General features: G+C 60.1%; 21 protein-coding genes and 1 pseudogene. 7 read left to right on the top strand and 15 right to left on the bottom strand.

The window, feature by feature from the left end; all coding sequences use genetic code 11:
* Positions 1-2 precede the first annotated feature (2 nt).
* The 3 genes from Thiosp_RS17710 to Thiosp_RS17700 are packed head-to-tail and all read right to left on the bottom strand — an operon-like array spanning position 3 to position 3,425.
* The gene (locus Thiosp_RS17710; RefSeq protein WP_201067741.1) at positions 3-1,397 is read right to left on the bottom strand and encodes an alginate export family protein; all 1,395 of its coding nucleotides are present in this window, start codon (positions 1,395-1,397) and stop codon (positions 3-5) included.
* Entirely contained in the window at positions 1,387-1,557 is a 171-nt protein-coding gene (locus Thiosp_RS17705; RefSeq protein WP_009147187.1) for a symporter small accessory protein, read from the bottom strand. The genes Thiosp_RS17710 and Thiosp_RS17705 overlap by 11 nt, the downstream gene beginning before the upstream one ends.
* 14 nt (positions 1,558-1,571) lie before the next feature.
* Entirely contained in the window at positions 1,572-3,425 is a 1,854-nt protein-coding gene (locus Thiosp_RS17700; protein WP_201067739.1) for a sodium:solute symporter family protein, read from the bottom strand.
* 160 nt (positions 3,426-3,585) lie between these two features.
* Between Thiosp_RS17700 and Thiosp_RS17695 the strand changes: the two genes are divergently transcribed.
* Together Thiosp_RS17695 and rfbD are read left to right on the top strand one after the other, a co-directional pair.
* Complete coding sequence (locus Thiosp_RS17695; protein ID WP_201067737.1) at positions 3,586-3,951, top strand: acyl-CoA thioesterase; 366 nt, start codon at positions 3,586-3,588, stop codon at positions 3,949-3,951.
* 123 nt (positions 3,952-4,074) lie between these two features.
* Positions 4,075-4,989: a dTDP-4-dehydrorhamnose reductase gene (rfbD, locus tag Thiosp_RS17690; protein ID WP_201067736.1), complete on the top strand. Its 915-nt coding sequence runs from the start codon at positions 4,075-4,077 to the stop codon at positions 4,987-4,989.
* A gap of 80 nt (positions 4,990-5,069) precedes the next feature.
* Here rfbD and lon read toward each other — a convergent pair whose 3' ends face one another.
* The 7 genes from lon to Thiosp_RS17655 form a co-directional block, all read right to left on the bottom strand.
* Entirely contained in the window at positions 5,070-7,523 is a 2,454-nt protein-coding gene (lon, locus tag Thiosp_RS17685; RefSeq protein ID WP_201067791.1) for an endopeptidase La, read from the bottom strand.
* Positions 7,524-7,814: 291 nt separating this feature from the next.
* Positions 7,815-8,639 carry a 16S rRNA (adenine(1518)-N(6)/adenine(1519)-N(6))-dimethyltransferase RsmA gene (gene rsmA, locus Thiosp_RS17680; RefSeq protein ID WP_201067735.1) on the bottom strand — a complete coding sequence of 275 codons (825 nt, stop codon included), beginning with the start codon at positions 8,637-8,639 and terminating at the stop codon, positions 7,815-7,817.
* 39 nt (positions 8,640-8,678) lie between these two features.
* The gene (locus Thiosp_RS17675) at positions 8,679-9,008 is read right to left on the bottom strand and encodes a flagellar basal body-associated FliL family protein (RefSeq protein ID WP_323696584.1); all 330 of its coding nucleotides are present in this window, start codon (positions 9,006-9,008) and stop codon (positions 8,679-8,681) included.
* A 489-nt stretch (positions 9,009-9,497) separates the two neighbouring features.
* Entirely contained in the window at positions 9,498-10,073 is a 576-nt protein-coding gene (locus tag Thiosp_RS17670; protein ID WP_201067733.1) for a LemA family protein, read from the bottom strand.
* 77 nt (positions 10,074-10,150) lie between these two features.
* The gene (locus Thiosp_RS17665; RefSeq protein ID WP_201067732.1) at positions 10,151-10,783 is read right to left on the bottom strand and encodes a GNAT family N-acetyltransferase; all 633 of its coding nucleotides are present in this window, start codon (positions 10,781-10,783) and stop codon (positions 10,151-10,153) included.
* A gap of 2 nt (positions 10,784-10,785) precedes the next feature.
* Positions 10,786-11,265, bottom strand: a complete 480-nt coding sequence (locus Thiosp_RS17660) for a DUF2452 domain-containing protein (protein ID WP_201067731.1) — start codon at positions 11,263-11,265, stop codon at positions 10,786-10,788.
* A 60-nt stretch (positions 11,266-11,325) separates the two neighbouring features.
* Entirely contained in the window at positions 11,326-12,180 is an 855-nt protein-coding gene (locus Thiosp_RS17655) for a pteridine reductase (protein ID WP_201067730.1), read from the bottom strand.
* Between the two features lie 91 nt (positions 12,181-12,271).
* On the opposite strand from Thiosp_RS17655, the gene Thiosp_RS17650 reads away from it, so the two are divergent.
* Positions 12,272-13,459, top strand: coding sequence for a class I SAM-dependent methyltransferase (locus tag Thiosp_RS17650; protein ID WP_323696583.1), 1,188 nt, complete (start codon positions 12,272-12,274; stop codon positions 13,457-13,459).
* 62 nt (positions 13,460-13,521) lie between these two features.
* Here Thiosp_RS17650 and Thiosp_RS17645 read toward each other — a convergent pair whose 3' ends face one another.
* Positions 13,522-14,442 carry a GGDEF domain-containing response regulator gene (locus tag Thiosp_RS17645; RefSeq protein WP_201067726.1) on the bottom strand — a complete coding sequence of 307 codons (921 nt, stop codon included), beginning with the start codon at positions 14,440-14,442 and terminating at the stop codon, positions 13,522-13,524.
* Between the two features lie 342 nt (positions 14,443-14,784).
* Between Thiosp_RS17645 and Thiosp_RS17640 the strand changes: the two genes are divergently transcribed.
* From Thiosp_RS17640 to ubiV, 3 genes are all read left to right on the top strand, one after another.
* Positions 14,785-15,732: a TIGR01212 family radical SAM protein gene (locus Thiosp_RS17640; RefSeq protein WP_201067724.1), complete on the top strand. Its 948-nt coding sequence runs from the start codon at positions 14,785-14,787 to the stop codon at positions 15,730-15,732.
* A gap of 87 nt (positions 15,733-15,819) precedes the next feature.
* On the top strand, positions 15,820-16,815 hold the full coding sequence (gene ubiU / locus Thiosp_RS17635; protein WP_201067722.1) for a ubiquinone anaerobic biosynthesis protein UbiU: 996 nt from the start codon (positions 15,820-15,822) through the stop codon (positions 16,813-16,815).
* A gap of 52 nt (positions 16,816-16,867) precedes the next feature.
* Positions 16,868-17,797, top strand: coding sequence for a ubiquinone anaerobic biosynthesis protein UbiV (gene ubiV, locus Thiosp_RS17630; protein WP_201067720.1), 930 nt, complete (start codon positions 16,868-16,870; stop codon positions 17,795-17,797).
* Positions 17,798-17,800: 3 nt separating this feature from the next.
* Here ubiV and ubiT read toward each other — a convergent pair whose 3' ends face one another.
* Both ubiT and idi read right to left on the bottom strand, forming a co-directional pair.
* Complete coding sequence (ubiT, locus tag Thiosp_RS17625; protein WP_201067718.1) at positions 17,801-18,295, bottom strand: ubiquinone anaerobic biosynthesis accessory factor UbiT; 495 nt, start codon at positions 18,293-18,295, stop codon at positions 17,801-17,803.
* Between the two features lie 38 nt (positions 18,296-18,333).
* Positions 18,334-18,960: an isopentenyl-diphosphate Delta-isomerase gene (gene idi, locus Thiosp_RS17620; protein WP_242518683.1), complete on the bottom strand. Its 627-nt coding sequence runs from the start codon at positions 18,958-18,960 to the stop codon at positions 18,334-18,336.
* 616 nt (positions 18,961-19,576) lie between these two features.
* Between idi and Thiosp_RS17615 the strand changes: the two are divergent.
* Positions 19,577-22,231: pseudogene (locus Thiosp_RS17615) on the top strand (AAA domain-containing protein); the annotation flags it as partial.
* 300 nt (positions 22,232-22,531) lie between these two features.
* Here the strand turns inward: Thiosp_RS17615 and Thiosp_RS17610 are convergent.
* Together Thiosp_RS17610 and Thiosp_RS17605 are read right to left on the bottom strand one after the other, a co-directional pair.
* Positions 22,532-23,902, bottom strand: coding sequence for an IS4 family transposase (locus Thiosp_RS17610; protein ID WP_323696488.1), 1,371 nt, complete (start codon positions 23,900-23,902; stop codon positions 22,532-22,534).
* Complete coding sequence (locus Thiosp_RS17605) at positions 23,899-24,780, bottom strand: DUF4338 domain-containing protein (protein WP_323696489.1); 882 nt, start codon at positions 24,778-24,780, stop codon at positions 23,899-23,901. Before Thiosp_RS17605 ends, Thiosp_RS17610 begins: the two co-directional genes overlap by 4 nt.
* Positions 24,781-24,832 lie beyond the last annotated feature (52 nt).

Genomic DNA, 24,832 nt, shown 5'->3' with positions numbered 1-24,832 from the left:
CACTACCAGGCAAGGTTGATCTCCGCGCGCACAAAATAGCTGTTGTCACGGCGATCTTTGGCGTAGTAATCGCCGGGCAGCAGGTATTCGGCGACCAGGTGGCCGGAGAGGTGCTTGTTGAGCTTGGTCTTGATCCAGCTAGTGAACAAATGCCCGCGAAATTTGCCGTCTTCGCTGATGTTGGCCAGTTGCGATGCGGTGCGCGTGCTGTTTTCATTCGCGAAGAGCGCTTGGTAATTGAGGGTGACCGTGGTGGTTTCGTGCGGTTTGGCGCCCCAGCCGAGATTGAGGCGCTGCAGGTTGGTGGCCTCGGCGACACGGCTCTCGAGCGGCCACTGATAAACCATCAGTTCGCTCCATTGCGGCCAGCGTGACCAAAGGGGGTCGAACGCCTGGTTGGTGCTATTGTTTGGATCATCGCCAGACAGGTATTCGTACTCAAAGTGCACTGACTGCTCGAGCGGCCCGCCGAGAAAGTAGCCGATGCGGCTATTGAAGCCAAAGGCACTGAGATCAGCATCGTTGCGCGTGCCCCATTCATAGATGGTTTCGGCCCGCAGGCTCCATTTGTCGGTCAACTTGGTGTCGACCCGGGCGCCGAGGCCATAGACGTCGCCGGTATCCGAGGGCGACGGGAAGGGTGCGCCGTTGTTCTCGCGCACGGTGTCGAGGCCGGGGACGTAATCGGTCAGGTTCTCGCGGCTGTGCTTGTAGATGAAGTAGCCATCGACCGCGCCATCTTTTAGCAGGCTTTTGTTGCGCAGATAGAGGATCGCGCCGGTCTCATACTGCTCAGTCTGGTCTTCGACGACGCCATTGAGCGGCTGCGGAAAGCGTCCGGTATTGGCGTCTTGGTTGATGTAGATCAGATCGACCGTGGTGTCGAGCGCCTCAAGCTGATAGGTGGCGCGCGCGGCATCAAAATAGATAGTGCGCGATCCATCGATTGGGGTGCCCTCGAGGATCAGCCAGCCGTTGCCGAAGATCAGATCCTGACGGCCGATTTTGAACGTCAGCGGCAGTGTGGCAATGGGCTTGAGATCGACATTAAGCTGATCGAACAGAATCCCACCGCTGTACCAGTCCTGGAAGCCGGGCAGGGGGTAGGTGTCAGCATCGGGTTGCACATAGTGGCGACCTTCCCAGATCAGACGGGTGTTAAATCCGAACTGGTCATTGGGTTTGTAGCTGCCCCACAGGCGCAGGCGCAGGCGCTCGAAGTTGCGATCAGCAATCGGGCTGTCGTCGTTCAGGCCCACATTGCCGATGTAGATCTGGCGCAGGCGCATATCCGCGCCCCAGTCGAAAGGGCTGCTGGCTTGTTCCGGGGCGGCCAGCGCGGCAGTGGATAGCAGCGTGGCGGCGAGCAGGCCGGACTGGCGGGGATTATAGATCATGGTCAGCTTTCCTCTCTTCGATCGCCCAGTCACGGTCGACGGGTGTGATTTCATCGGGCGCGGCGTTACGGCGCACCAGTCCGTAGATCAGGGACACGATGGCCATTAGAATGCAGCCAAGATAGGCGGTGGCGACCCAGGGGTCAGGGATTCCGAGCATGATGGTTTCCTCTGTCAGGATGCGGTTGCGCGCGCGCGACGGCGGGGGGTGAAGCACTGGGCCAGGTGCGCCTCATCGGGCTTGCGGGTGAAGGCGCTGACAAGAATCAGCGTCAGCGCCGACAGCGGCAGCGCCACCACGATTGGGTCCACCACCGGCCAGTTGGGCGCGTCGGCGAGCAGGCTGGGCTTGCCGCCGGTGACCAGTTGCACCAGTCCGATGGTCCCCGCCTCCTTGGCCTTGATGAACACCAGCCAGAAGGCCGAAACCCCAAAGCCGACGCTCATGGAGGCTAGCGCCCCGGCGCGCGTGACGCCTCTGAAGAAAAGCCCGCCAATATAAGCCGGCATAAAGGCTGCTGCGCACAGCCCGAAAAAGATCGCGGTGAAGCGCGCGATCACATAGCCTTCGCGCACCGTGTAGCTGATGGTGACGGCGACCAGTAGGCCGACAACCACCGCCAAGCGCATCGCCAGCAGGCTTGGCTCGCTGCCATGCGGCTTGCGGCTGATCTGTTCATAAAGATCGCGCCCGGCCGCAGTGCCGATGGTATGGAACTGACTCGACATGGTACTCATGGCCGCCGCCAGCATGGCGAGGAAGAAAATAATTCCGAACCAGCGTGGCAGGGCGGTGGAGATGAACGTTGGGATGACCTGATCGGCCTCGCCCTTCACGTAGGTGATAATGGACGAGCGCCCGGAGACCAGCTCGAATCCCTGGCCGCTGGCATCCGCAGCCTGTTCGCGGGTGGTAATGATCAGGGGCACCACGGCGGGCTTCTTGTCTTTGCCCAGGATAGGCGTCCAGGCACCGACGTCGTTCTGGCGCATCAGCGCGACCATTGCGCGATCAGTGTCGGCGTCGATTACCTGCTCCACTTGGCCATTCAGCAGCGGCCCATGCTGGGCGAACCAGGCGTTCGACAGGCTGCCGACGATGAAGGGCGTGCCTGTCATCAGCATGATGAAGACAGCGCCAATGGGCACCGCGCGGTCGAGTTCGCGCCGGCTGCGGACCGTCATAAAGCGCACCGCGAGCTGCGGCTGTGCCAGCACGCCGATGCCCACACCGAGGATGATGGTGCTGACCACAATCCACCACAGGTTATAGCTGTTGGAGCCCCAGCCGAAGACCGGCATCTCGGTCCAGCCTTGATGGCCGATGGCTTGCAGCTTGGCTGGCACCATGTCGGCCATGTCGGTCAGGAAGCGATGGGCCTCGCCGACGCCGCCGAGCTGGCTGTAGGTGAACCAGAGCAGAAAGATCATGGCCGCGATCATCACAAAGCCCTGCAGGGTATCGGTGTACATGACCGCCTTGAGCCCGCCGGGTACCACGTAGGCGGCGGTGATGAGCGCGAAGATCAGCAGCGCGACCTCGAAGTCGATACCAAACTGGGTGGCGGCGAAAATACTGCCGCCGGTCATCACCGCAGCCGAGTAGAGCGGCATGAACAGAAACACCAGTGTCCCGGCGAAAATCTGCACCGCCCGGCTCTGATAGCGCAGTCCCAGCAGCTCGCCAAAGGTATGGGCGCCGAGCCGATGGCCCATGCGCCGGGTGGGCTCGCCTAAGAAGACGAAGGCGATGAAAATACCCACGCCGATGTTCAGAAAAGTCAGCCATAGCAGGCTCATGCCAAAGAGCCCGGCGACGCCGCCAAAACCGACAATGGCAGCCGTGGAGATGAAGGTAGCCCCGTAGGAGATGGCCATGATGACCGGATGCGCCGAGCGCCCGCCGACCAGAAAATCCGCCGCCGAGCGCGTGCCGCGATAGCCGAGCCAGCCGAGATAGCCGGTGGCGATCAGATAGAGAAGAATAACCAGAATATCGATCCAGCCGAGCCCGGACTGTTCTGTCATGCGTACCCCCTCAGTCGCGCCAGCCGGCGCTTGATGTCGTTGTTGTTAAACTGGCGCGGAACAATACAGAAAACCCAAGGCGATTTCATGGACCTGGCGCAATAAAACCGTCATTGGTGTAGGGTCACTGGCGGGTTTTTCGCCAGCAAAAGGGGGCGATATGGAAAGTTTCAAAGTGGTGCGACCCGAGCACCTGAACCACTACGGGTATCTGTTTGGCGGGTTTCTGCTCAAATGGGTGGACGAGATTTCCTGGATTGCTGCCAGCCGCGACTTCCCAGGCTGCCGTTTCGTGACCGTGGCCATGGACAATGTCGTGTTCCATTGCAGCGCCCGACAAGGCATGGTGCTGCGCTTCTCCGCCAGCGAAAGTCGCCGTGGGACCACCTCCATCAACTATCGGGTGACCGTCTTCAGCGACGATCTGATAACCGGGGAGGAGATGCAGATTTTCTCCACCTGCGCCACCTTCGTGCGTCTCGATGAGCAGGGAAAGAAGACTCCCTTGCCGGCCAGGCAGGACTAGCTGCTAACCCCTCACAACGCGCGCGCAGGCTGCCAGCGAAGGCTCGAACAGGTATGATTTTGCATCGCAAATGAACGAGCCAATGCTCATGACAACACCAACAGCTAAGGACGAAGAACCCTCATGGCCACACCAGATACTCCCCGCCTTCTTCTGCTCGGTTCCGACGGCCAAGTCGGCTGGGAGCTGTGTCGCACCCTGGCGCCCTTCGGGCAGGTCATCGCCGCCTCGCTCGATGGAGCCCGTGGGCCGGCTGTCGATTTAGCCGATGCCGCCTCGGTGCGGCGGCTGTTTTCCGAAACCGGGCCCGATGCGGTGATCAATGCCGCCGCCTACACGGCGGTGGACCGCGCCGAGAGCGAGACCGAAGTGGCCATGGCGATCAATGGCGATGCGCTCGGACTGATCGGTCAGCTCGCGGCCGAGGCAGGGATTCCCGTCGTGCATTACTCGACGGATTTCGTCTTCTCGGGCGAAACCGATCGCCCCTATCGCGAGGATGATGCGCCCGAGCCGCGCAGTGTCTATGGCAAGAGCAAACTCGCCGGGGAGCGCGCCCTGCTGGAGTCAGGTGCCACCGCACTGATTTTGCGCACCGCCTGGGTCTATGGGGTGCGCGGGAACAACTTCCTGCTCACCATGCTGCGGCTGTTTCGCGAGCGAGCCGAGTTGCGGGTGGTCGATGATCAGATCGGCACGCCGACCTGGAGCCGCATGCTGGCCGAGGTGACCGCGCAGATTCTCTACCGCGCCTTCCGTGGCGAGCTGAACCTGGCCGAGGTGCAGGGGCTTTACCATGTCACCAGCGGCGGCGCGACCTCTTGGTATGGCTTTGCCGAGGCGATTCGCGAGGCCAGCTGCCTAAAATGCAAACTGCTGCCGATCCCGACCTCCGAGTACCCGGCACCGGCGCCGCGTCCGGCCTATTCGGTGTTAGATACCCATCGTTTCCACGAGACCTTTGGCCTGGCGCTGCCGGATTGGCGGCATTCGCTGGCCATGTGCCTGGGAGACCTGCAACGCGTGATGCCCGACTAACAACGGGCTCTTGATCCCTGGCGTTTGGCTTACTCCCGCACCCTGAGCAGGGGAGGCTAAAATCGCCCGGGTTCTGGCGGTCATTGCTTGGATGGCCGAAACACCAGCGGGGGCACCTCATCGAAGCGGTTGATGAAGTGAATGCTTAGCCCCTTGCGCACATGCTCGGGGACTTCATCGAATTCGCCGCGGTTGTCCTCGGGCAGCAGAATCTCCTTAATGCCGGCGCGGCGCGCGGCGATCAGCTTTTCGCGAATGCCGCCAACCGGGAAGACCTCACCCGTCAGCGTGATCTCACCGGTCATGGCGAGGCGCTTGATGGGCTGGTCGCGAGCGAGCGAAATCAAGGCCGTGGCCATGGTGACGCCCGCAGAGGGCCCGTCTTTGGGCGTTGCGCCGGCGGGCACATGCAGGTGGATGAAGGCGTTTTCGAAAAAGGCCGGATCAGCGCCGAATTCCTTCGCGTGGCTGACCACATAGCCATAAGCAATATCGGCGGATTCCTTCATCACATCGCCGAGCTGACCTGTCAGCTTGAAGCCGCGGGTGAAACTGTGGGTGCGCTGGGCCTCGACTGACAGGGTGGCGCCGCCCATGGCGGTCCAGGCAAGACCCGTGACTACGCCGGGGCCGGAGAGCTTGCGCTCGTCGCGAAACACCGGGCTGCCGAGATAGTCTTTCAGATCCGCGGCGGAGACGGTGATGGGCTTCGGGGCATCCTCGAGCAGCTTGACGGTGCATTTGCGCACGATTTTTCCAAGCTGTTTCTCCAGCCGACGCACGCCGGCGTCTCGTGCATAGCCCTCGATCAGCGTGCGCAGTGTCGGGGTATCGAGCTTGATGGCGTCCTTCTCGAGCCCGGCTTTGCCGATCTGCCGGGGTAGCAGGTATTTCCGCGCGATGGCCAGCTTTTCGCTCGCGATGTAGCCGGAGAGCTGAATCACCTCCATGCGGTCGAGCAATGGGCCGGGAATGCTGTCGGTCTGGTTGGCGGTGCAGACGAACAGCACCTTGGACAGATCGAAGCGCAAGTCCAGGTAATGGTCGAGAAAATCGTTGTTCTGCTCCGGGTCGAGCACCTCCAGCAGGGCCGAGGCCGGGTCGCCGTGATAGGACGCGCCGATTTTGTCGATCTCATCGAGCATGATGACCGGGTTGGCGGTACCGGCTTCTTTCATCGCCTGCAAGAACTTACCCGGCATGGCACCGATGTAGGTGCGGCGGTGGCCCTTGATTTCCGCCTCGTCGCGGATGCCACCGACCGAGAAGCGATAGAACTTGCGCCCCAGCGCATCGGCGATGGAATGACCGATCGAAGTCTTGCCGACACCAGGCGGGCCGACCAGCAGGATGATGGAGCCGGCGATCTCGCCCTTCATGATGCCAACGGCGAGAAATTCCAGAATCCGGTCCTTGACGTCATCCAGACCGTAGTGGTCGCGGTCGAGCACCCGGCGGGCGCGCTTGAGGTTGAGCTTGTCCTTTGAATGCCGGCCCCAGGGCAGCACGGTGATCCAGTCGAGATAATTGCGCGTGACCGAATACTCCGGAGAGCCGGTTTCGAGAATGGACAGTTTGTCCATTTCCTCATCGACGCGCTTTTGGGCTTCTTCGCTGAGCGTGAGCTTTTTCAGCCGTTCCTTGAAACGGTCCACCTCGGCGGTGCGGTCATCCTTGGCGATGCCAAGCTCTTTCTGGATGGCTTTGAGTTGCTCGCGCAGAAAGAACTCGCGCTGGGTTTTCTGCATCCGCTCCTCGACCGATTGGCGGATGGTCTGCTGGGCGTGAGCGAGCTCCAGCTCTTTATTCAGAAGCACCAGCACCTTCTCCATGCGCTTCATCAGCGGCACGGCCTCAAGTACCTCCTGGAGCTGGACCTTCGTGGAGGTAGTCAGGCTGGCGGCAAAGTCCGCCAGGTGCGAGGGATCATCGGGGCCAAAACGGTCGAGGAACATGCGTAGCTCTTCCACATAAAGCGGGTTGAGCGGCAAAAGCTCCTTGATGGTGTTGATAATGGCCATGGCATAAGCCTTGACCTCGTCCTCGGGCACCGGTGCCGGCTCCGGCAGATAGTCGACTTGAGCGGCAAAGGGCGCGCGCCGCCGGCTGAACCGATTGATCCGGAAGCGCTGCAGGCACTCGACCAGAACCTGGAGCTTGCCTTCGGACTCGGCGGCGCGGTGCACGCGCGCGGCAGTGCCGATTTGGCGGAAATTCTCGACCTTGGCTGATTCCGAGGTTTCGCTGTTGACCAGCACAATGCCAAGAATTTTGTGGTCGGATTCTGCCACGGCCTCGATGGTTGGGCCCCAGTGGCTCGCATCCATCAGCAGCGGCACAGCCTGGCCCGGGAAGAAGGGGCGCGAGGCGACCGGCAGCAGCGGAATGCGCGTGGGCATCACATCGCGGGCTCGCGCCAGCTTGCCGCGGCTGCGATGTTCATCGTCTTCGTCGCCGTCCTCTTCTGCGTCATCAGAGGAGGCACTCAGCTCGTCGATATCGGAATGCTCGATGTCGGGTTTTTCCCGCCGCATTCTTTTCAGAAGCTCGTCGCGGAGTGCCCGTGGCAGGCGATCGGCGAGGGCCTCGACCAGGGCCTGGGGGACCAGGTCGTCCGCGAGTTGCTCGGATGCATCGTCCTCTGCATCCTGGTCTTTGGCGTCTGCGCTCGAAGCCGAGGGAAGCGGCGCATCCTGGTCGGGCTCGGCCCGATCAGATGGCTCCGGTTCGGGTGGGTGAATATCCCAGATCGGTTCGCCGTCACTGTCCTTATCATGCATGCAGTCTCTCCAGCTTGGGGGCCGGTTTGGTTAAGCCCGCAAATCTCAGGGTTTAACCTCAAGATTACAAGCGTTATTGGACAGGCGCGCGAAATCCTCGACCGTCAGGGTCTCGGCGCGCGCGCCCGGATCGATCTCTGCCTGCTCGAAGGCTGCCGGCGGGATCTGATCGCGCAGACTGTTGCGCAATGTCTTGCGTCGCTGCGCGAAGGCCGCAGCGACCAGCCGCGCATGATGCTCCCGGTCGCCAATGGCGACGGGCGGCTGCGTCGGCACGCGCAGGCGCAACAGGGCCGAGTCGACGCTCGGCGCCGGGTGGAAGGCGCCCGGGCCGATGCGAAACAGCGATTCAACCTCGCCACGACTTTGCACCATCACCGACAGGCGCCCATACAGCTTAGTGCCCGGGTCGGCGGCAATGCGCTCAACCACTTCTTTTTGCAGCATCAGATACATGTCGGCAATGATGCTGGCGTGGTCGAGCAGATGAAACAACAACGGCGTCGAGATGTTGTAGGGCAAGTTGCCGACCATGCGCAGCGGCTTGCCTTTGTTCAGGGCAGCGAAGTCGAAGCGCAAGGCATCGGCCTGATGCAGCCGCAGCTGGCCGAGGTTGGCGCATGCTTGCTGCAAAGGCGCGATCAGATCGCGGTCAAGCTCGATGGCATCGAGCTCGCCCGCGGCGGCCAGTAATCCGCAGGTGAGGGCGCCCCGGCCAGGGCCGATCTCGACCAGTGCGTCGCCCGGTTGCGCAGCGATGGTGGCCAGAATACGGCCGATCACGCCCGGATCATGCAGAAAATTCTGACCGAAGCGCTTGCGCGCCCGGTGCCCGAGTTGTGGCGCGGTATGCCGCGGCGATGAGTTCAAGTTGACGATCTGCTGCGTCCCTGTCGGCCGGGCGCGGGTCTATTGCATGACGAAGGCGGTGAAGTAAAGATCCTGAATGGCCGGGTTGCCGGCGAAGCGCATCAGGGTTTCGCGCAGCGCTTCGAGGGTCTCCTTGCGCAGGGCCTCGCGTCCCTCGACACCCTGCAGTACCTCCATGTCGCGGCCGCCGAGGAGGGTGATCAGCCGGTCGCGGATGGCGATACCATATTGCTGAATGACATCATTGTCTTGCGCGTTGAGCACATAGAAGTCGATATCCAGACGCAAAAACTTCGCGGCATCCTCGCTGGCGAGGTTGACGATGAGATAGGGGCCCATGGAGACATAGCCAGGGTAGTTGCCCGTCATCTGGAGCGCTGGCTGGGCCCAGGCTGTAGCCGTGGTCACCGGCAGGGGCAATGCTAACAAAAGCAGAAGCAATAGTGCCCGCAGCCGCGGGCTTTGCCGGAGGTTCTTGGCCAACGGCGGCCGCGGCAATGGCGATCCCGGCCCGGAGCTGCTGGCCATGCTGGGCGGCATGCGGGCGGCTATGCTGCTGGCCATGCCGGTGATCATGCTGAGCGGCTTGCGGGCCGGCATGCGAGGGCGAGGAGTTCTGGTGATGTGTCCGGGAGTCATGTGCTGGATTTTCTTAATTGTTGGCAGAGAACTTAATTCTCGCAAAGCTTAGCAGGCTGCGTTCCGGGGGGCTTAGACGTTGTCATCGTGGCGGAATTATACACCCACAAAGGCGGGTTTTCGGCGTGCCGCCATTCCGCTTTTTTTGGTCTTAACCGACGCGATTAATCTTCTGTTGGCGGGAACATGCGTCGCGATTGGGGTGCCGCGGGCGCTGGCTTAGCTGCTGCGGAAAAGGGCGTCGAGGTCCGGACTCTCGCGCGCGTCGCGGAACTCGAGCAGATCGCGCCGGCGGAAGCCGAAGCGTCGCGCGATCAGCGCATCGGGAAATTGCTCGAGGCGGATGTTGTGCAAGTTCACGCTTTCGTTGTAGAGCTCGCGGCGGTCGGCGATGGTGTCCTCGAGTCGTGAAATGCGCTCGGACAGCTGCCGGAAGCTGCGATCGGCTTTCAGGTCGGGGTAGTTCTCCGCCAGCGCGAGCAGGCGCCCGAGCCCGGCACGCAGCTCGCTCTCTGCGGGGCCGAGAGCGCGCACGTCGCCGCGGTCGGTGGCGCTGAGAACCTGATTGCGGGCGCGCACGATGCGCTCAAGCGTGTCGCGCTCATAGCGCATGTACTCCTTGCACAGGGTGACGAGCTTGGGGATTTCGTCATGGCGCTGTTTTAGCGCTACGTCGATATTCGACCAGGCCTTGGCAACCGTGTGCTTGAGCCTGACCAGATTGTTGTAGATGAGCACGCCGAAGCCAAATAGCAGCAGCGCCAGTGCCAGCGCGACGATCAGGGTGATGTTCATGGACTCGCGGGTCTCCTGCCGGTCGCAGCCTTGCGTGAGGCGCTACGGTGCTTTGCGTGGCGGGCTTTGCTATTGTGCTAATCGCTGTTGTCGGGATCGGGATTCTCGCTGGCCAGCTGTTTGAGCCAGAACACCATGGACTTGGGCGATTCCTGCGCCTCGCCGAACTCGCGCCAGGAGAAGTGGGTATAGAGCCTGGGGTCGCGGTGATAACCGCGGCGGTTCCAGAACGCGTGCAGGCTGCGATAATCGATGGGGCGGCGCGGGTCATCGGGCAGCCGCTCCACAGCGCAGAAGGCATAGTAGTCGAAACCGCCCAGGCGCTCGGCGTGGCGCTCGCGTTCCTCGAAGAATCGCTTGCCGATCCCCTGGCCGCGATATTCCGGCAGGAGCACCGACTCACCCAGGTAGAACACCCGGTTTGGGTCGATGCCGAGGGCCTCGAAGGGCTCGCGCACCTCGACCGTCTCATAGCGCATCGGCACGGCGGTGGAGGCGCCGATCACCTTCTCGCCGTCCATGGCCAGCACAATCACGCTGTCGAGATGGTCGGCATAGGTGCGCAGATAGCGAGTCTCGTACTCCTGGTCTCCATCGTAGAGGTAAGGATATTCGCGAAACACCGCGATGCGCAGGGCGGCAACCGCGGGCAGTTTCTCGATCAATTCAGGACCAGTGACAGGCGATATCTTGATATCGGGGGAGGTCATCGTCACTCCTCTGGTGCGTTGGACAACCGCGTCCAGGAATAATCCGCTTCCAGCCGATAACTGCCGGCGAACTGGTGCGGTGGCTGACTGCGCCAGTCCTGCGGTGAGAGCATGGACCAGAAGGTCTGGCCGTCGCCCTTGCGGTACAGATGATAGGCATGCCCCGGCTTGCGCTCGAACGCGCACTCAGCCTGATGCAGGGTCTGCTCCTGCTCGGCATCTTTCAAAATGGCCCTGGCGCTGTCCTGCAAATGGCGGATCTGATCGGCGATCAATCCCAGCTTGGCGCTGGTGCGCGCGCTTAGCATGGCTTCCACCCGGCCGATTTGATCGCTCAAATCCGGCGCATGGAAGGCCGGCGCTAGGCGACTGACCGGATAGCTGGAGCTGTGGGCTGGTCGCGCCTCAAGTGCGCCTGAGTTGTCGGCACTCGCGGCGGCCTCGGTGTTCTGTGGGTTGGTTTTAGCGGCTGAATCAGTCATCACCCTTGCTATGATCGGCGATGACTGGCGTTGTCGCAAGCCGTCGATAGACGCTAGGGGCTACTGTTGCAAGGTGCGACCGCCATCGACGGCTATGATTTGCCCGGTAATATAGGGCGCATCGCGCACCAGAAACAGCACGGCGCGGGCAATATCTTGCGGGCAACCGGGGCGCTGGAGCGCGGTGCGCTCGAGAATCTGCGCCTTGTTGGCTTCATCCATGTCACCATCTGGGCTTTGATCGCCGGTTTGGCCTTGCTCCGGCCACAGAATCGCCCCTGGGGCAATGCCGTTGACCCGCACAGCAGGACCGAGTTCGCGCGCCAGGGACTTGACCATCATCGCATTGCCGGCTTTGGCAATGGAGTAAACCGGGTAAGCTTTCAGCGGGCGCTCGGCATGGATGTCGACCAGGTTGACCACGCAGCCGCCGCTAGCCGTCAGCAGTGGGGCGAGTGCTTGGGTGAGAAAAAAGGGCGCCCTGAGATTGCTGCCGAGCAGGTCGTCCCAATCGGCCGGCGTGACCTGCGCCAGCGGCTTGGGGTAGAAGCTCGAGGCATTGTTGACCAGAATGTCCAGGCGTTGGCGAAAGCTCTGTGCAGCCTGCTCAAGCTGAGCGATGCCGTCAGGGGCGTTCAGATCGCAGGCAACCAGTTGCACGGAATTCGCGCGTGCGCGCTCAAGCTCCGCCTTCAATGCCGCCGCGGGCGCGGCCGAGCGGCGATAATGCAGCAGCAGATCGCAGCCCTCGGCATGCAAGGTGCGGGCGATTTCCGCGCCGAGGCGCGCGGCTGCGCCGGTCACCAGTGCGACCTGGCCGGACAGGGAGTCAGGCCCGTGGCCAGATTGGGAGCCAGATTGGGAAGCGGCTGGGTGCTGGAGCGGAGGAGGGGGGACCTGGGCGTTCTTAGTCATAGGGCGTTCAGGAATCCGTCGTGGCATGGCCGCGCGCGCATCACCGGGCGGCCGAAACAGGTTTCACACAGGAAAGCATGGTACAAGGCCAGTGGTTGATCAAGCACTAGACCCGGACGCGCTCGCCCATCACCAGCGCTTGCTCGCGCTGATTCAGCAAGAGATCGCCGCCGCCGATGGTGCCCTGAGCTTCGATCGCTTCATGGAGCTTGCGCTCTATGCGCCCGGTCTTGGCTACTATGTTGCCGGTCTGCCCAAGCTTGGTGCAGAGGGGGATTTTGTTACCGCCCCAGAAATCTCGCCGCTGTTCGCGGGCTGTCTGGCGGCGCAGGCGTGTGAGGTTCTGTCTGCGCTCGGTGGCGGCGATGTGCTGGAGTTCGGCGCCGGCAGCGGGGTGCTGGCGGCCGATCTGCTGGCCGCGCTGGCGCGGCAGAATGCGCTGCCCGGAGAGTATCTGATCCTCGAGCCGAGCCCGGATCTGCAAGCCCGCCAGGGCGAGCTGATATCCGCACGGGTCCCGCGACAAGCCGAACGGGTGCGCTGGTTAAGCGCCTTGCCGAGACAATTTCAGGGCGTGGTCATTGCCAATGAAGTGCTTGACGCCATGCCGGTGCATCGGTTCTGTATCGACAGCCAGGGCGTGCCGGCCGAGGTCTTTGTGACCGTCGATGAAAGCGACGGGCAACTGGTCGAGACAACCGCGCCGCCGCGCTCCATCGGCCTGCAGGACGCGGTGCTGCGGCTGCAGGCGCGCGGGCTGGCGCTGGAGCCCGGCTATTGCTCCGAGGTCAATCTGCGCCTCGGCCCCTGGATGCGCGCGCTGGCCGGCGCCATGGAGCGGGGGTTGGCCTTGCTGATCGATTACGGCTATCCGCGCCGGGAGTACTACCACCCGCAGCGCGGCGGCGGCACCCTGATCAGCCATCACCGCCATCGCACCAGCCTTGACCCTTTCGAGCGCCTCGGCCTGCAGGATATCAGTGCCCATGTGGATTTCTCCGCCGTGGCCGCGGCCGCTCGAGCCGCCGGGTTCGGGCTCGCCGGCTACAGCACCCAGGCGAACTTTCTGATTGGCTGCGGTCTTGACCGCCTGATGATGGAAGCACTCGCCGCCAGCGCCGATCCGCATCAGCAGATGCAGCTCAGCGCCGGTGCCAGGCAGCTTGTTTTGCCCGCGGCCATGGGCGAGCGCTTTCAGGTCATCGGCCTTACGCGGGAGCTCGATCAGCCATGGCGGGGATTTGCGGTGCGCGATCTGCGCGAGCGTCTGGGAGTCTAGCAGTCTGCTCGGCGCCACTTACCGAGTGGTGGCCGCCATTGTAGACATGCTCCGGCGCCATTTCAAACCGGCAATTGCGCTGCGTCCGTCTCCTGGTCGTCTGTTTTCGCCTGATACAGGGCTTTATCCGCGCAAACCACCAATTCGTCGAAGAACTCTGTTTTCTCCGATGATGTGCAGACACCGCAACTGACCGAAACCTCAATGATGGCGCTATCGTGCATCACCGGCTGGTTTTTCATCCCTTGATGAATGCGGTTGGCAAGCTGCGTGGCGCCAGTGATGTCTGTATGCGGCAGAATCAACAGAAACTCTTCGCCCCCGAAACGCCCAAAGATGTCGGTCTCGCGAATGGCGGCAAGAATGGTGGAGACCAGTGAGTCAAGCACTTTATCACCGGCTACATGGCCAAAGGTGTCGTTCACATACTTGAAATGGTCGATGTCGATGAGGACCAGGCTGAGCGAATGCCCATAGCGCGTGGCACGATCAAATTCCTGATTACCGCGATCGTACAGTGTTCGCCGATTGCAAATGCCGGTGAGTGGGTCTGTCGTCGCTAGGGTGACCAGTTCGCGCTTGGCAGCATGGCGCGCGACCGAATGACGGATAGATCGCTCGAGTAAGCCGGGCGTTAACTCCGACTTGTGCAAATAGTCCATCGCACCCGCATCCAGCGCGTCTTGATCGGCTCGCGGGTCCGGCTGATCCGTTAGCAAGATCAGTGGCGGGAAGTCCAGGTCCGCGCTATGGGCGGAAATGAACGCAATACCGTCCGTGCCGTCGCGATCAGAGCCGATCAGGCACAGGTCCGGAGCATGCGCGTCGGACGTTAACGCTGCCTGTTCGGCCTCCTCGGCCGTGCGGGCCCGCTGCAGACGATAGGCATGGCCTGGAATCTTTGACAGCAGATTCTCGATCTGAAGGTAATCGGCTTCGTTGTCTTCGATCAGCAATAGGGAATACGAGGTATTCGAGCTCATGACGCCCTCGTGACAATTCAGATCGTGGAGCACTGGCGCGCGTGCGCTGGTTTCACCCGCCCGTTGCACCTAATGGTTGCGCCTAATGGTTGCGCCTAATAGTTGCACCTGTTGGCTGCACCGGATTGTTGTCTGGTTACAGTGGCTGCCGGGTGGTGTTCAGGATACTACCACCGGCGCGCACAAAGGTTACCGGTTTTCGCGCTACGGTGCGCTCCAGCGGTGCCAAGGTTTGCGATGATCCGGGGCTTTGACGCGGGTCATTGCTGCCGGCGGGCGCCTGTGGGATTGTTAGCGGTTTCATCCTCCGCGGGAGCTGGACCATGAGCCTTGGGCGGACGCATGGCGCTATCTGATGTTGTGCACACCTTCGGCAGCGATTTGCTCCGCCGATATGGGGCGCGCGTGCACAAGCTTGCGATTCATGCGGGCTTCACCTGTCCCAATCGGGATGGCACCAAGGGGCGTGGCGGTTGCAGTTTCTGCAATAATGCGTCCTTCAGCCCGCATTCGCAGCGCGATCCAGGCGTGGCGGAGCAGATTGCCGCCGGTCGCGCAGTGGTGCGACGGCGCACGGGAGCGGTCAGGTTTTTGGCCTATTTTCAGGCTTACACCAATACTTACGCGGATGTTGAGCGGCTTGGCGCGCTTTATCGTGAGGCGCTGGCCGAGCCGGATGTCATCGGGTTGTCGGTCGGCACCCGGCCTGATGCGCTGCCGCCTCCCGTGCTCGATCTGCTCGCCGCGCTGCGCGACCAGGGGCATGAGGTCTGGGTGGAGCTTGGTCTGCAGTCGTCTTTCGATGCGACCCTGGCGCGGGTCAATCGCGGGCATGGCTTTGGCGATTATTGCCGGGCGATCGAGCAGACACACCAGCGCGGTCTGCCGGTCTGCACGCACTTGATTGTCGGCATGCCGGGAGAGGGGCGCGAGCATGCGCTGGCGTCGCTGGAGCGCGTAGTGGCGCGTGGGACTGAAGGGCTCAAGCTGCATCCGTTGCATGTGGTGCGAAATACGCCTTTGGCCGCACAGTGGCAGCGAGGCGATTATCATCCGCTATCGATGGATGCCTATATCGAGATCGCGGCGGATCTGATCGAGCGTACCCCGCCGGAGGTGGTTTTTCACCGGGTGACGGGCACGGCCTCGCGCGATATTCTGCTGGCCCCGGCATGGTGCTCCAGAAAATGGGCGGTGCTGAACGGCATCGAGAATGCTCTGCGCGGGCGAGGCACCCAACAGGGTGCATGCGTCGGCGAGCCACTGGCGGATACTTGCGATGCCGCCTGATGCTGACTATCAGTCTGGCCCTGGGTCAAATCGGGCCACTTAAATTCGGGATAAATTCCCTCAATCTTGCAATCTCGGGAATCGCTGATGGAACTGGTTTGTCCTGCCGGCAATTTGCCGTCGCTTAAGACCGCCGTCGATCATGGCGCGAATGCGGTCTACTTTGGTTTTCGCGATGACACCAATGCGCGGCATTTTGCCGGGCTGAATTTCACCCCCAACAAGATGGCCGAGGGTGTGGAGTATGCGCGCCGGCGCGGTGTGCGGGTGTTCATCGCGCTCAACACCTATCCGCGCCCGGATGGCTTCACGCGCTGGCAAGAGGCCGTGGATCGCGCCGCCGATCTTGGCGTCGATGCGCTGATCGCGGCCGACCTTGGCGTACTCGACTACGCCAGCTCCAAGCATCCGGACCTGCCGCTGCATCTGTCGGTGCAGGGCTCGGCCACCAACTACGAGGCGCTGCGCTTTTATCACGAAAACTTCGGCGTGCGCCGTGCGGTGCTGCCGCGGGTGTTGTCGATGAGCCAGATTCGCCATGTGGTCGACAACAGTCCAGTCGAGGTTGAGGTCTTTGCCTTCGGCAGTCTGTGCGTGATGGTGGAGGGGCGTTGCATTCTGTCGTCCTATGCTACCGGTCGCTCGCCCAACACCTATGGCGCCTGCTCCCCGGCCAGCCATGTGGAGTGGATCGAAACCCCGGACGGACTCGACACCCGCCTTGGCGGCGTGCTGATTCAGCGCCATCCCAAAGGTGAGAATGTCGGTTATCCCACCCTGTGCAAGGGCACCTTCCGGGTGGGCGATCAGACTTATCACGCGATTGAAGAACCCATCAGCCTGAACGCCATGGAGCTGTTGCCTGAGCTGCAGGCCGCCGGCGTCAAGGCGGTGAAGATCGAGGGGCGCCAGCGCAGTCCGGTCTACGTCGGGCAGGTGACCAAAGTTTGGCGCCAGGCGCTCGATGCTTTCGCGCGCGATCCGGACAACTTCACCCCGCGACCGGAATGGACCGCCGAGCTTGGCAAGGTTTCCGAAGGGGCGCAGACCACGCTCGGCGCCTATCACCGCCCGTGGCAATGAATCCAGCCCGCGAGCGCACTGACGAATTCAGCAATCAACAAACCCTTTACCCATGAGCCAAACCGATCATCGCCCGAGTGACAGGCCCGGACCGCGCCTGTCGCTCGGACCCATCAGCTACTACTGGCCGAAAGACAAGGTCGACGCCTTCTACGCCCAGGCCGCGACCCTGCCGGTGGATATCGTCTACCTTGGCGAGACCATCTGCGGTAAGCGCAATGAACTGCGCCTGGAGGACTGGCTGGCCATCGGCGAGCGCCTGGCGGAGGCAGGCAAGGAGGTGGTGCTTTCCACGCTCAGTCTGCTCGAGGCCGAGTCTGAGATGATGCGGCTGCGCGCCATCTGCGACAACGGCCGCTTTCTGGTCGAGGCCAATGACATGGGCGCGGTGCAGTTGCTGCAGGGACGGCCCTTTGTGGTGGGCCATAGCGTCAATGTCTACAACGACCGCAGCCTCCAGGTGCTCGCGCGCGGCGGCCTCAAACGCTGGGTGCTGCCGGTGGAGCTGACCGCCGACACCCTGGCCGAGATGCAGCGCCTGCGCCCGGACGGAATCGAGACAGAAGTCTATGCCTACGGCCGCCTGCCGCTGGCCTACTCGGCGCGCTGCTTTACGGCGCGGGCGCGCAATCTGCCCAAGGACGACTGCCAGTATTGCTGCATCGACTACCCCGACGGCCTGGTCGTCTCCACCCAAGACGAGCAGGGTTTTCTGGCGCTCAACGGCGTGCAGACCCAGTCGGCGGCCACCAACAATCTGCTGCCGGAGCTGGATCGCCTGCGGGAGCTAGAGGTCGATATCCTGCGCATCAACCCGCAGGCCGAGGGCACCGGCGAGATTGTCCGTCTGTTCGATCAGGCCCTGCGCGGTGAGTGCAGCCCGGCCGAGGCAAGCAAGAAGGTCAACGCACTCACACCCTCCGGCGCCTGCGACGGCTACTGGCACGGCGCCGCCGGCATGGATCAGGTCGCGAACGCCTGAGCCTCAGCGGCCAAATCGCCCCAGTACACCGGTGGCGCCTTTCATCACCGGCAGCAGCGGCCCCAGGCGGGGCTCGAGTTCCAGCCCGTCGAGAAAGTTCTTCACATAAAGGCCCAGCTCGGTGCTGCCGCCGAGGCGCAGGCGGCGGTTGAAGAACAGGGTGTCCGGGTCCTCCTGGCGGGTGGCGAGCAGCAGGAACTCATAGGCGTTGCCTTCGATGCTCAGGTCTTCGGCTTGTCCGGGTTGGGCGGCCCGCAGCTTGCCGTTGGTCAGGGTCAGGCGGTATTCGAGGCCGACATCCTCAACGCGAATGCGCATGACTTTCTCGTCGAGAAAATCCAGCTCGCCGTCGCTCAACTCTGGAGCGAAAACACGGTTGAGGATTTGCGTCAGTGCGCCGGTTTGCAGCTTCGCGGGGACGAAGCCCAGGGGCCAGGTGAACAGGCGCGGGATGGTGGGGGTTTTTTCTGAGGAACTCACTTGCACGGGTAGAGGCATCTTTGTGTCTTGGTGGATTGGGAGTCAAAAATTGGTCGTTAAAGCGCAAGCTGTTCGATGCGCTCGGGGAAATCACTGCGCAGGCGCTGCCATTCCATTACAAACCAGGGGGTGATCCGCTCCGGTGGCTCGGCCTGCCCGTGGGTGGCGACCAGGGCGTCGGTGTCGGTCAGGCTCAGCCAGCGCCAGTCGGCGATCTCGCTTGGGTTGACGTCGATGGCCTGGGTGTCATCCAGGCGGCCAATATAGACCGAACAAAGCTCGCGTTCCGAGCCGATGTCTTGGAATGGTGCGTGGTACTCGAAGCGATAAATGAAATCAAGCTCGGTATCCACGGCGAGCTCTTCTCTCAGGCGGCGATGGGTGGCCTCCTGATAACTCTCGCCACGGCGCGGATGGCTGCAGCAGCTGTTGGACCAGAACAGGGGCCATAGCGGTTTCTCGCCGCTGCGCTGTTGCAGCAGCACCTCGCCCTGTGGGTTGAACAGAAAAATCGAGAAGGCGCGATGCAGGACGCCTTCGCCCTCATGCGCCTGGGCTTTGTTCTGGTAGCCGGTGACGGTGTCGTCCGAGTCCACCAGAATCAGTGGCTCATCGTCGAAGGACACGGTGGCGTGGGTGCTCAAGGGCGTCATCTCCTCATCAAGACCGCGACGGCCGGTCATTATGCCGCATGATCGCGACGAACGGGAGGACTGTCCGGATCATTTCCGGGCCAAGCGGTCCGTCGGCGCCGAACATCTCGATTTCCAGCGCCGCACCGCCGACGGTACTGAACCACAGGAAGGGTCGTTGGGTTTGATGCGATATCCAGTATCCGCAAACCGTATCCCGAGTCGACTTTCATGTGGACGAAACCACTGTGCCTGTACTAAGCTTCGTAAGCATGGACAGCGTGTTGGTGGGGAGGGTGGGCGCTTCGAGTCTTGGGGCTGTTTTGGGTCGGGTGACGGTCGCGGGGGACGCCGTAAATCCATCCTTGGAGGCTTCACGGCGGCGTCCTGCCGCCGAGACCCCCGCGCCCGTCACGCGACCCAAAACTTCCATCAGATAGGTATATAAAGAGCGAAGAGGGCGTTTTGCACCGTTCTATGGAGCGACAGTCAACCTTGCTGAAGCTGGCTAATGAACTTAAAGGTTAGGCGCTGATAAGGAGTAACCGTGCTTCAAGGGTATACTTTTGTTGTATTTAAGATTCTTGTGTTTAGAAAATAACCCGATTTGTAACCTATTCTTGCTGACCCATTCTTGCCATTTTCATCCTTTTTAAAGGCCTCTGGCATGCAAAAAATACTCAACGAACGATTTTTATTCATCGATGATCAAGCAGTTGCTTCGGGTGGTACTGCTGATGTGTATGAAACATACGATATTCAACAGAAACAAAGTGCCGCCGTTAAGCTGTTCAAGAAAGATTTTGCAAGCGACCAAGACCCATTTGCAAAAGAATCATATTATCGTGAGATTAAATCACTGTTTGATCTTAATACCGACGAGAATATCGTTAAGCTTCTTGACCATGGCTGCGATCCAGAAAATGACAGGCTGTATATCGCTGTCGAGTGGGTTCCTTACGATTTACAAAGGTTCACTCGGGAACACCCAGTTGAGAGTTGGACTGAGTACTATGAGTGCTTTGGTAAGCCAATCCTTAATGCTCTGAGTTTTGCATACAGTCGCGGCATTCTGCACCGCGATGTGACGCCAAATAACATTCTCGTTACGTCCGACGGAAAAGTAAAGATTGCAGATTTCGGTATTTCCAAATTTAAACGTTCATTTGGCAGCGGTGTAACGCTGGCGACCTTTAAGACTGCGCCATACGCACCACCAGAGAACTCTTTCGATTACCCTGATGTTAGGGATGTATTTTCTTTTGTTATTACTTCCTTGGAAGTCCTGCTTGGTAAAAATATCGAAGATCATGCTCATGCAAGGCATTTCCTGGAAAACGACCTGATTTGCCCTGATCCAATACGTACGGTTCTGGATAAAGCTATTGATATTGATCCAGAGCGCCGTCCAGCCAATATATTAGAGTTAGCCGAGCAGCTGGCCGAGACAGCGGTTTCAGTCGCTGCTGCACTTGACTCCGGCAGAATTATTGGGACGATTATTACAAATAAGGTCGTTGAGTCAGTCAGTACATATACGCTCCAGCGAGATGCCTACTCGATCCAACGTCTTATTCTTGATGATCTCAACTCTGGTGTCCTTTTTAAGCAGCACATGACGAGGTTGCAAAATGGTAAAAAAAGCATTTCACCAGACACTTATAACTTGGTGAGTTCCGATTTTTCCTATCTGGCAAGACGCGATCAAGCGGATCCGAGCTATCTTGCCTTGCTTCAGTGCCAGAAGATCAATCCAGTTGCGATTGAAATCATACAAAAAAAAGCAATCGCACTCAATTACAGATTTGATCTTCATACAAATGTCAATACTGAAGAGTCAAATGAAAACATTGACGCAATGCTCCTGAACCTAAACGGAGAGCTTAATCGAATTGAAAGAGAATATATAGAGAACCAACGCAATCTGCTCTTGACCAAATGGCGCGATGCGTTGGATATTCGCAAAGACATTGAGCGCTTAAAGGAAGATCCGATCTATTTTTCCAGCGTTGATTTTGATGGGCAGCGCATAATACTCAAACCAGAGAAAAACCAGTATATCGAAAACGACTGCATTGGGCAGCCTCGTCTAATAAAGGACCAGGACAAGGTATCGGCGTCAGGGGAAATTGAGTGGATAGACGAAAATGGCATAATTCTTTTCTGTGAAGACCCTTTTGATCAAGAGGCTGTGCCGTCAAAAGGTCGGCTAACTTTTGATACAAATAGATCTCGAGCAGCCATCAGAAAGCAAGAGAACGCCTTAGACGTGCTTCAGCAGCTTAAGTCAGCGCGTGCCGATTTGAAAGCGTTGCTTTTAGAACCCGAAAAGCAAAGCGCCCCAAAATTAGCTGAGGTTAAATTCTTCCAGTCGGACTTAGATGATAGCAAAAGGGATGCTGTGAAGGTTGCTGTAGGGGCAGATGACGTACTTGTAGTGGAAGGGCCGCCAGGCACTGGAAAAACCAAATTCATTACTGAAGTAATTCTTCAACACTTTTTGCTCGGGCAGAAAGTTCTCTTAACTTCACAAACCCATAATGCACTTGATAACGCATTAGAAAGATTGCAAGCGATATTCGTAGAAAGAAATCTCGATATACAAATGGTCCGTATCGGGCATAAAGACGACAAACGGGTCGCGCAAACATCGCGCAAGCTTTTGCTCGAATTTGGTGTTGCGAAATGGATTGACTCGGTAAAGGTTAAATCTGCGACTGGGCTAGAAAAATGGGCTAAAGAGAATGGTGTAGAGCTCCATAAGGTTCGTATTGCTTCTGATTTTGCTAAGCTTCGTAGATTGATCGAGGAATCAGAAAGATATCGTATAGAGATTGATAGCTTGCAAAAGGAGGAAGAGCATCTTAATTCAGAAATAGATTCTTTGAAACGTGATCCAACAGTGAAAGGGTCAGTTCCTGCACTGCGTGACCATTTGGGCGAAGCAACACGTCAACTTAGCATTTTGCGAGCAGTTCAAAAAGTGAATGAAAAGGAAAAGGGTGAAGCCTATAAGAAACTCTCACAGGTCGATGGGTTTGGCAACAGCATTTACTCACTCGACCTGCACGAATTAGATGAGTATGAGGAGTATTACATCGGGTCTAACGACTCAGCGAAAAGTTGCAGAGCGATACTCGAACTTATCGAGGACTGGAATCTGCGTCTTATTTGCCGTAAAGAATTTCAGAGTGCCTATCTTTCGTCTGCACAAGTAGTTGCTGGAACTTGCGTAGGTGTTGCGGCGGCTCAGCTGAATAACATCGAGTTCGACGTATGCATTGTAGATGAGGCGTCTAAGGCCTTACCCACCGAAATGCTTGTCCCGATGGTCCGGGCGAAGAAATGGATAATCGTTGGGGACACAAAGCAGCTTCCACCCTACCTAGGCGACTTCATGGAGCACAAGTCTATCTGTGAAAGGTACTCTTTCACTCGTGACGATTACCGAGCAACGCTTCTTGATCATCTTGTTAAAAAGTTGCCAGATCACTCGAAACGTATACTCGTGGAGCAGTATCGAATGGCAAAGCCGATCGGTGATTTAGTTAGCCACTGTTTTTATAACGGGCAACTAAGAAGTAACAAGCCTTTTTCAGCAGAGGTATTTGTTAGCATACCATTACCCATAACTATCCCTGACGCTGCGGTAAGCCTCCAGCGCCATGACAAAATCGGGGATGCGCTGCAACCCAATCCAGAGCGTCTTCGGTCCCGGGAACCCATCGGATTTGCGGTTGAGAAAGCCGCCCAGGGAGGCGACCATGCGCACCATGGTATCGAGCGAGGGCGGCTGCTCGGGTGGCGCTTGTTTCTGGGTGACCAGATAGACCGCCTTCCATTCCTCCTCGGCAAAGACCGCATCGCAAGGCAACTCCGGGCACTCGCGCCCGAGCATGGTCAGGTACAGCACCCGCCACGCGATGATCATGTACAAAGCGAGCGCCGGCTCCAGGCGCTCGCGCGTCTCGAGCTGCAGCTCCTCGATGCGGCAGCCACTTTTTAAGATCCGGAAAAAAATTTCCACTTGCCACCTGCAAAGATACCAGGAGAGCGTCTCGATGGCCTCTTGGGCGCTCTGCACCGCCAGATTGGTCAGCAACAGCCAGTTGAGTGGCTCCTCGCCGGCGGGCGGATTGACCTCGGTGGCCAGCAAAGCCGTGACCGTGACATCGGGCAAGGTGCGATCCGGGCGCCAGGGTGCCTTCAGGGTCACGCGCACCACCTTGATCTCCTGCGTGACCTGGCGTGCTTTGGCCCCCTTGGTGGCGGGACGCTCGAAGGTGATCTCGGTGAGCACCGGGGCGGCGTCCAGGGCCTCATTGAGCTTTCTGCCATCGGCCAAGCAGCGGTCGCGATGCTGCACCCGTACCAGCCAATCGGCGCTGTTCTCGGGGATGGGCGCTTCAACAAACAGGTCGTAGATGTCGCCCTCGCGATCGGCAACATAGGTCAAGCGCGTGTCGCTCAGTTCCTCGGCCAGCGCATTGACGCGCGCGTAGCCATCGACCCAGCGCACGCTTTCTTTCTCCTCCAGTGGGCGGCGCGAGTCTTTGTCCTGGCCCAGGCTACCGGGCTCGCGCACAAAAGTGTGCAAATCCAGCAGCCCCAGCGCGAGGCGCTCGGGCGTGACCGCCAAGGTGGGATGGATGTACATCCCATAGCGGCTCTCAAAGTTCAGTGGCCCAAGACCGACAATGCCTTTTTTGGTTGTATAGTCCAGCTCGCTGGTATCTTGGATACACAGCACCCGCGGATGCTCGCGCAGACGTTCTTCGGTACAAGCAAAATGGGGTGCGAGGATCTGCTCGGCGGTGACCGTGGGATGATCGAAAAAGCGATAGGCGGCCCGGGTCTCATACCAACCGTTGCAAGCCCCGGGAATACTTTGTGTCGGCTTGGCGCCGAGGGTTTCAAGCACCTGTTGGGCGCGATGATTCAGGCGCTTGTCGCCCAGAGAGATGTCCTGCAGTTCAGAGGCCAGCGCGATCATGCCACCACCCCCAGGGCGGCGCGGAAGTCCGCCGCCAGCGGGTAGACATAGATCGCCTTGCGCGGCAGCGCGGCCCGATGGGTGCGGTCGCACTTGCCGCGCCCGGTGGTTTCGCCCAAGTCGTGCCAGTTGGCGGCACGGTAACAGGTCCCGGCAAAGCGTGGGGTCTCGACAAAGGTCTCCAGCAGCACCAGACGCTCGCCATAGCGGGCGGGAAAGTCGACACTGACTTGCCGCGCGGCCAAGGACAGCACCTTGGAGGCGAGGTGTTTGACCTGCACCCAGGGCAGGATGAGGAAGCGGGCGTTGTTGAGCACCCGTCCCAGGTGTGCTTGGCGCTGCGCGGGCGTCCAGCCAATCCAGCGGTCGCGGGCAGCGACTTTCCAGGCCGCCGCGCCAAAGCCGATGGCGCCGAGCAGACCGCCATCCCACTGGATCAGGTAGCGCAGCTGCGCACCAGGCAGGGGACTGTAGCCGAGGTAGTGGTAGCGCTCGATCAGGCCGTTCCATAATTGCGAGGCCCTTCGATCATCAACGCGCGCCAGGCGCAAGCCGCTGAGCGCGCGCAGCGGGACGGACACTGGGATCGGTTCGGGCCGGGACTCGGGGCGCGGGACGAAGCGCCGCCCATTGCCATTGCCGCAGGTCGGTGGCGGCAGCACAATGAGCCCGGCACGATGCAACCGCAGCAGTCCCACCCGGGCACTCATGAGCTTGGGGCGGCCTTGGATATCGGTCCACTCCAGCGCGCGGCACACCCGCCGAGCGATCTCCGCGCGCAGCGGCGGCTGCGCCAGCGCGATCTCCTGGCGAATGCGCGCTAAGTCGGTCTCGTTGAAAGGGCGCCCACATAAACGGCTTGGAATCGCTTGGTCCATGGTCTCCCGTCCCCTTGCTGAAGATGAAAGGGCATCTCAGCAGAACTCGGGA

This window comes from Thiorhodovibrio litoralis (assembly GCF_033954455.1).
In the GTDB taxonomy this organism is placed as follows: Bacteria; Pseudomonadota; Gammaproteobacteria; order Chromatiales; family Chromatiaceae; genus Thiorhodovibrio; species Thiorhodovibrio litoralis.
Note: the sequence above shows the minus strand (reverse complement) of the source record. Positions and strands in the feature narration are given on the sequence as shown.

Bases quoted from the DNA above. Each gene is read 5' to 3' on its own strand.
- lon (WP_201067791.1), bottom strand. From the start codon at position 7,523: ATGCGGCGGGAAAAACCCGACATCGAGCATTCCGATATCGACGAGCTG.
- Thiosp_RS17700 (WP_201067739.1), bottom strand. From the start codon at position 3,425: ATGACAGAACAGTCCGGGCTCGGCTGGATCGATATTCTGGTTATTCTT.
- Thiosp_RS17710 (WP_201067741.1), bottom strand. From the start codon at position 1,397: ATGATCTATAATCCCCGCCAGTCCGGCCTGCTCGCCGCCACGCTGCTA.
- idi (WP_242518683.1), bottom strand. From the start codon at position 18,960: ATGACCGGCCGTCGCGGTCTTGATGAGGAGATGACGCCCTTGAGCACC.
- Thiosp_RS17675 (WP_323696584.1), bottom strand. From the start codon at position 9,008: ATGACGGGCAACTACCCTGGCTATGTCTCCATGGGCCCCTATCTCATC.
- Thiosp_RS17640 (WP_201067724.1), top strand. From the start codon at position 14,785: ATGGCGCTATCTGATGTTGTGCACACCTTCGGCAGCGATTTGCTCCGC.
- ubiT (WP_201067718.1), bottom strand. From the start codon at position 18,295: ATGCCTCTACCCGTGCAAGTGAGTTCCTCAGAAAAAACCCCCACCATC.
- Thiosp_RS17705 (WP_009147187.1), bottom strand. From the start codon at position 1,557: ATGCTCGGAATCCCTGACCCCTGGGTCGCCACCGCCTATCTTGGCTGC.
- Thiosp_RS17665 (WP_201067732.1), bottom strand. From the start codon at position 10,783: ATGACCTCCCCCGATATCAAGATATCGCCTGTCACTGGTCCTGAATTG.
- Thiosp_RS17610 (WP_323696488.1), bottom strand. From the start codon at position 23,902: ATGATCGCGCTGGCCTCTGAACTGCAGGACATCTCTCTGGGCGACAAG.
- Thiosp_RS17655 (WP_201067730.1), bottom strand. From the start codon at position 12,180: ATGACTAAGAACGCCCAGGTCCCCCCTCCTCCGCTCCAGCACCCAGCC.
- ubiV (WP_201067720.1), top strand. From the start codon at position 16,868: ATGAGCCAAACCGATCATCGCCCGAGTGACAGGCCCGGACCGCGCCTG.
- rfbD (WP_201067736.1), top strand. From the start codon at position 4,075: ATGGCCACACCAGATACTCCCCGCCTTCTTCTGCTCGGTTCCGACGGC.
- Thiosp_RS17695 (WP_201067737.1), top strand. From the start codon at position 3,586: ATGGAAAGTTTCAAAGTGGTGCGACCCGAGCACCTGAACCACTACGGG.
- Thiosp_RS17670 (WP_201067733.1), bottom strand. From the start codon at position 10,073: ATGAACATCACCCTGATCGTCGCGCTGGCACTGGCGCTGCTGCTATTT.
- Thiosp_RS17645 (WP_201067726.1), bottom strand. From the start codon at position 14,442: ATGAGCTCGAATACCTCGTATTCCCTATTGCTGATCGAAGACAACGAA.
- Thiosp_RS17660 (WP_201067731.1), bottom strand. From the start codon at position 11,265: ATGACTGATTCAGCCGCTAAAACCAACCCACAGAACACCGAGGCCGCC.
- Thiosp_RS17605 (WP_323696489.1), bottom strand. From the start codon at position 24,780: ATGGACCAAGCGATTCCAAGCCGTTTATGTGGGCGCCCTTTCAACGAG.
- ubiU (WP_201067722.1), top strand. From the start codon at position 15,820: ATGGAACTGGTTTGTCCTGCCGGCAATTTGCCGTCGCTTAAGACCGCC.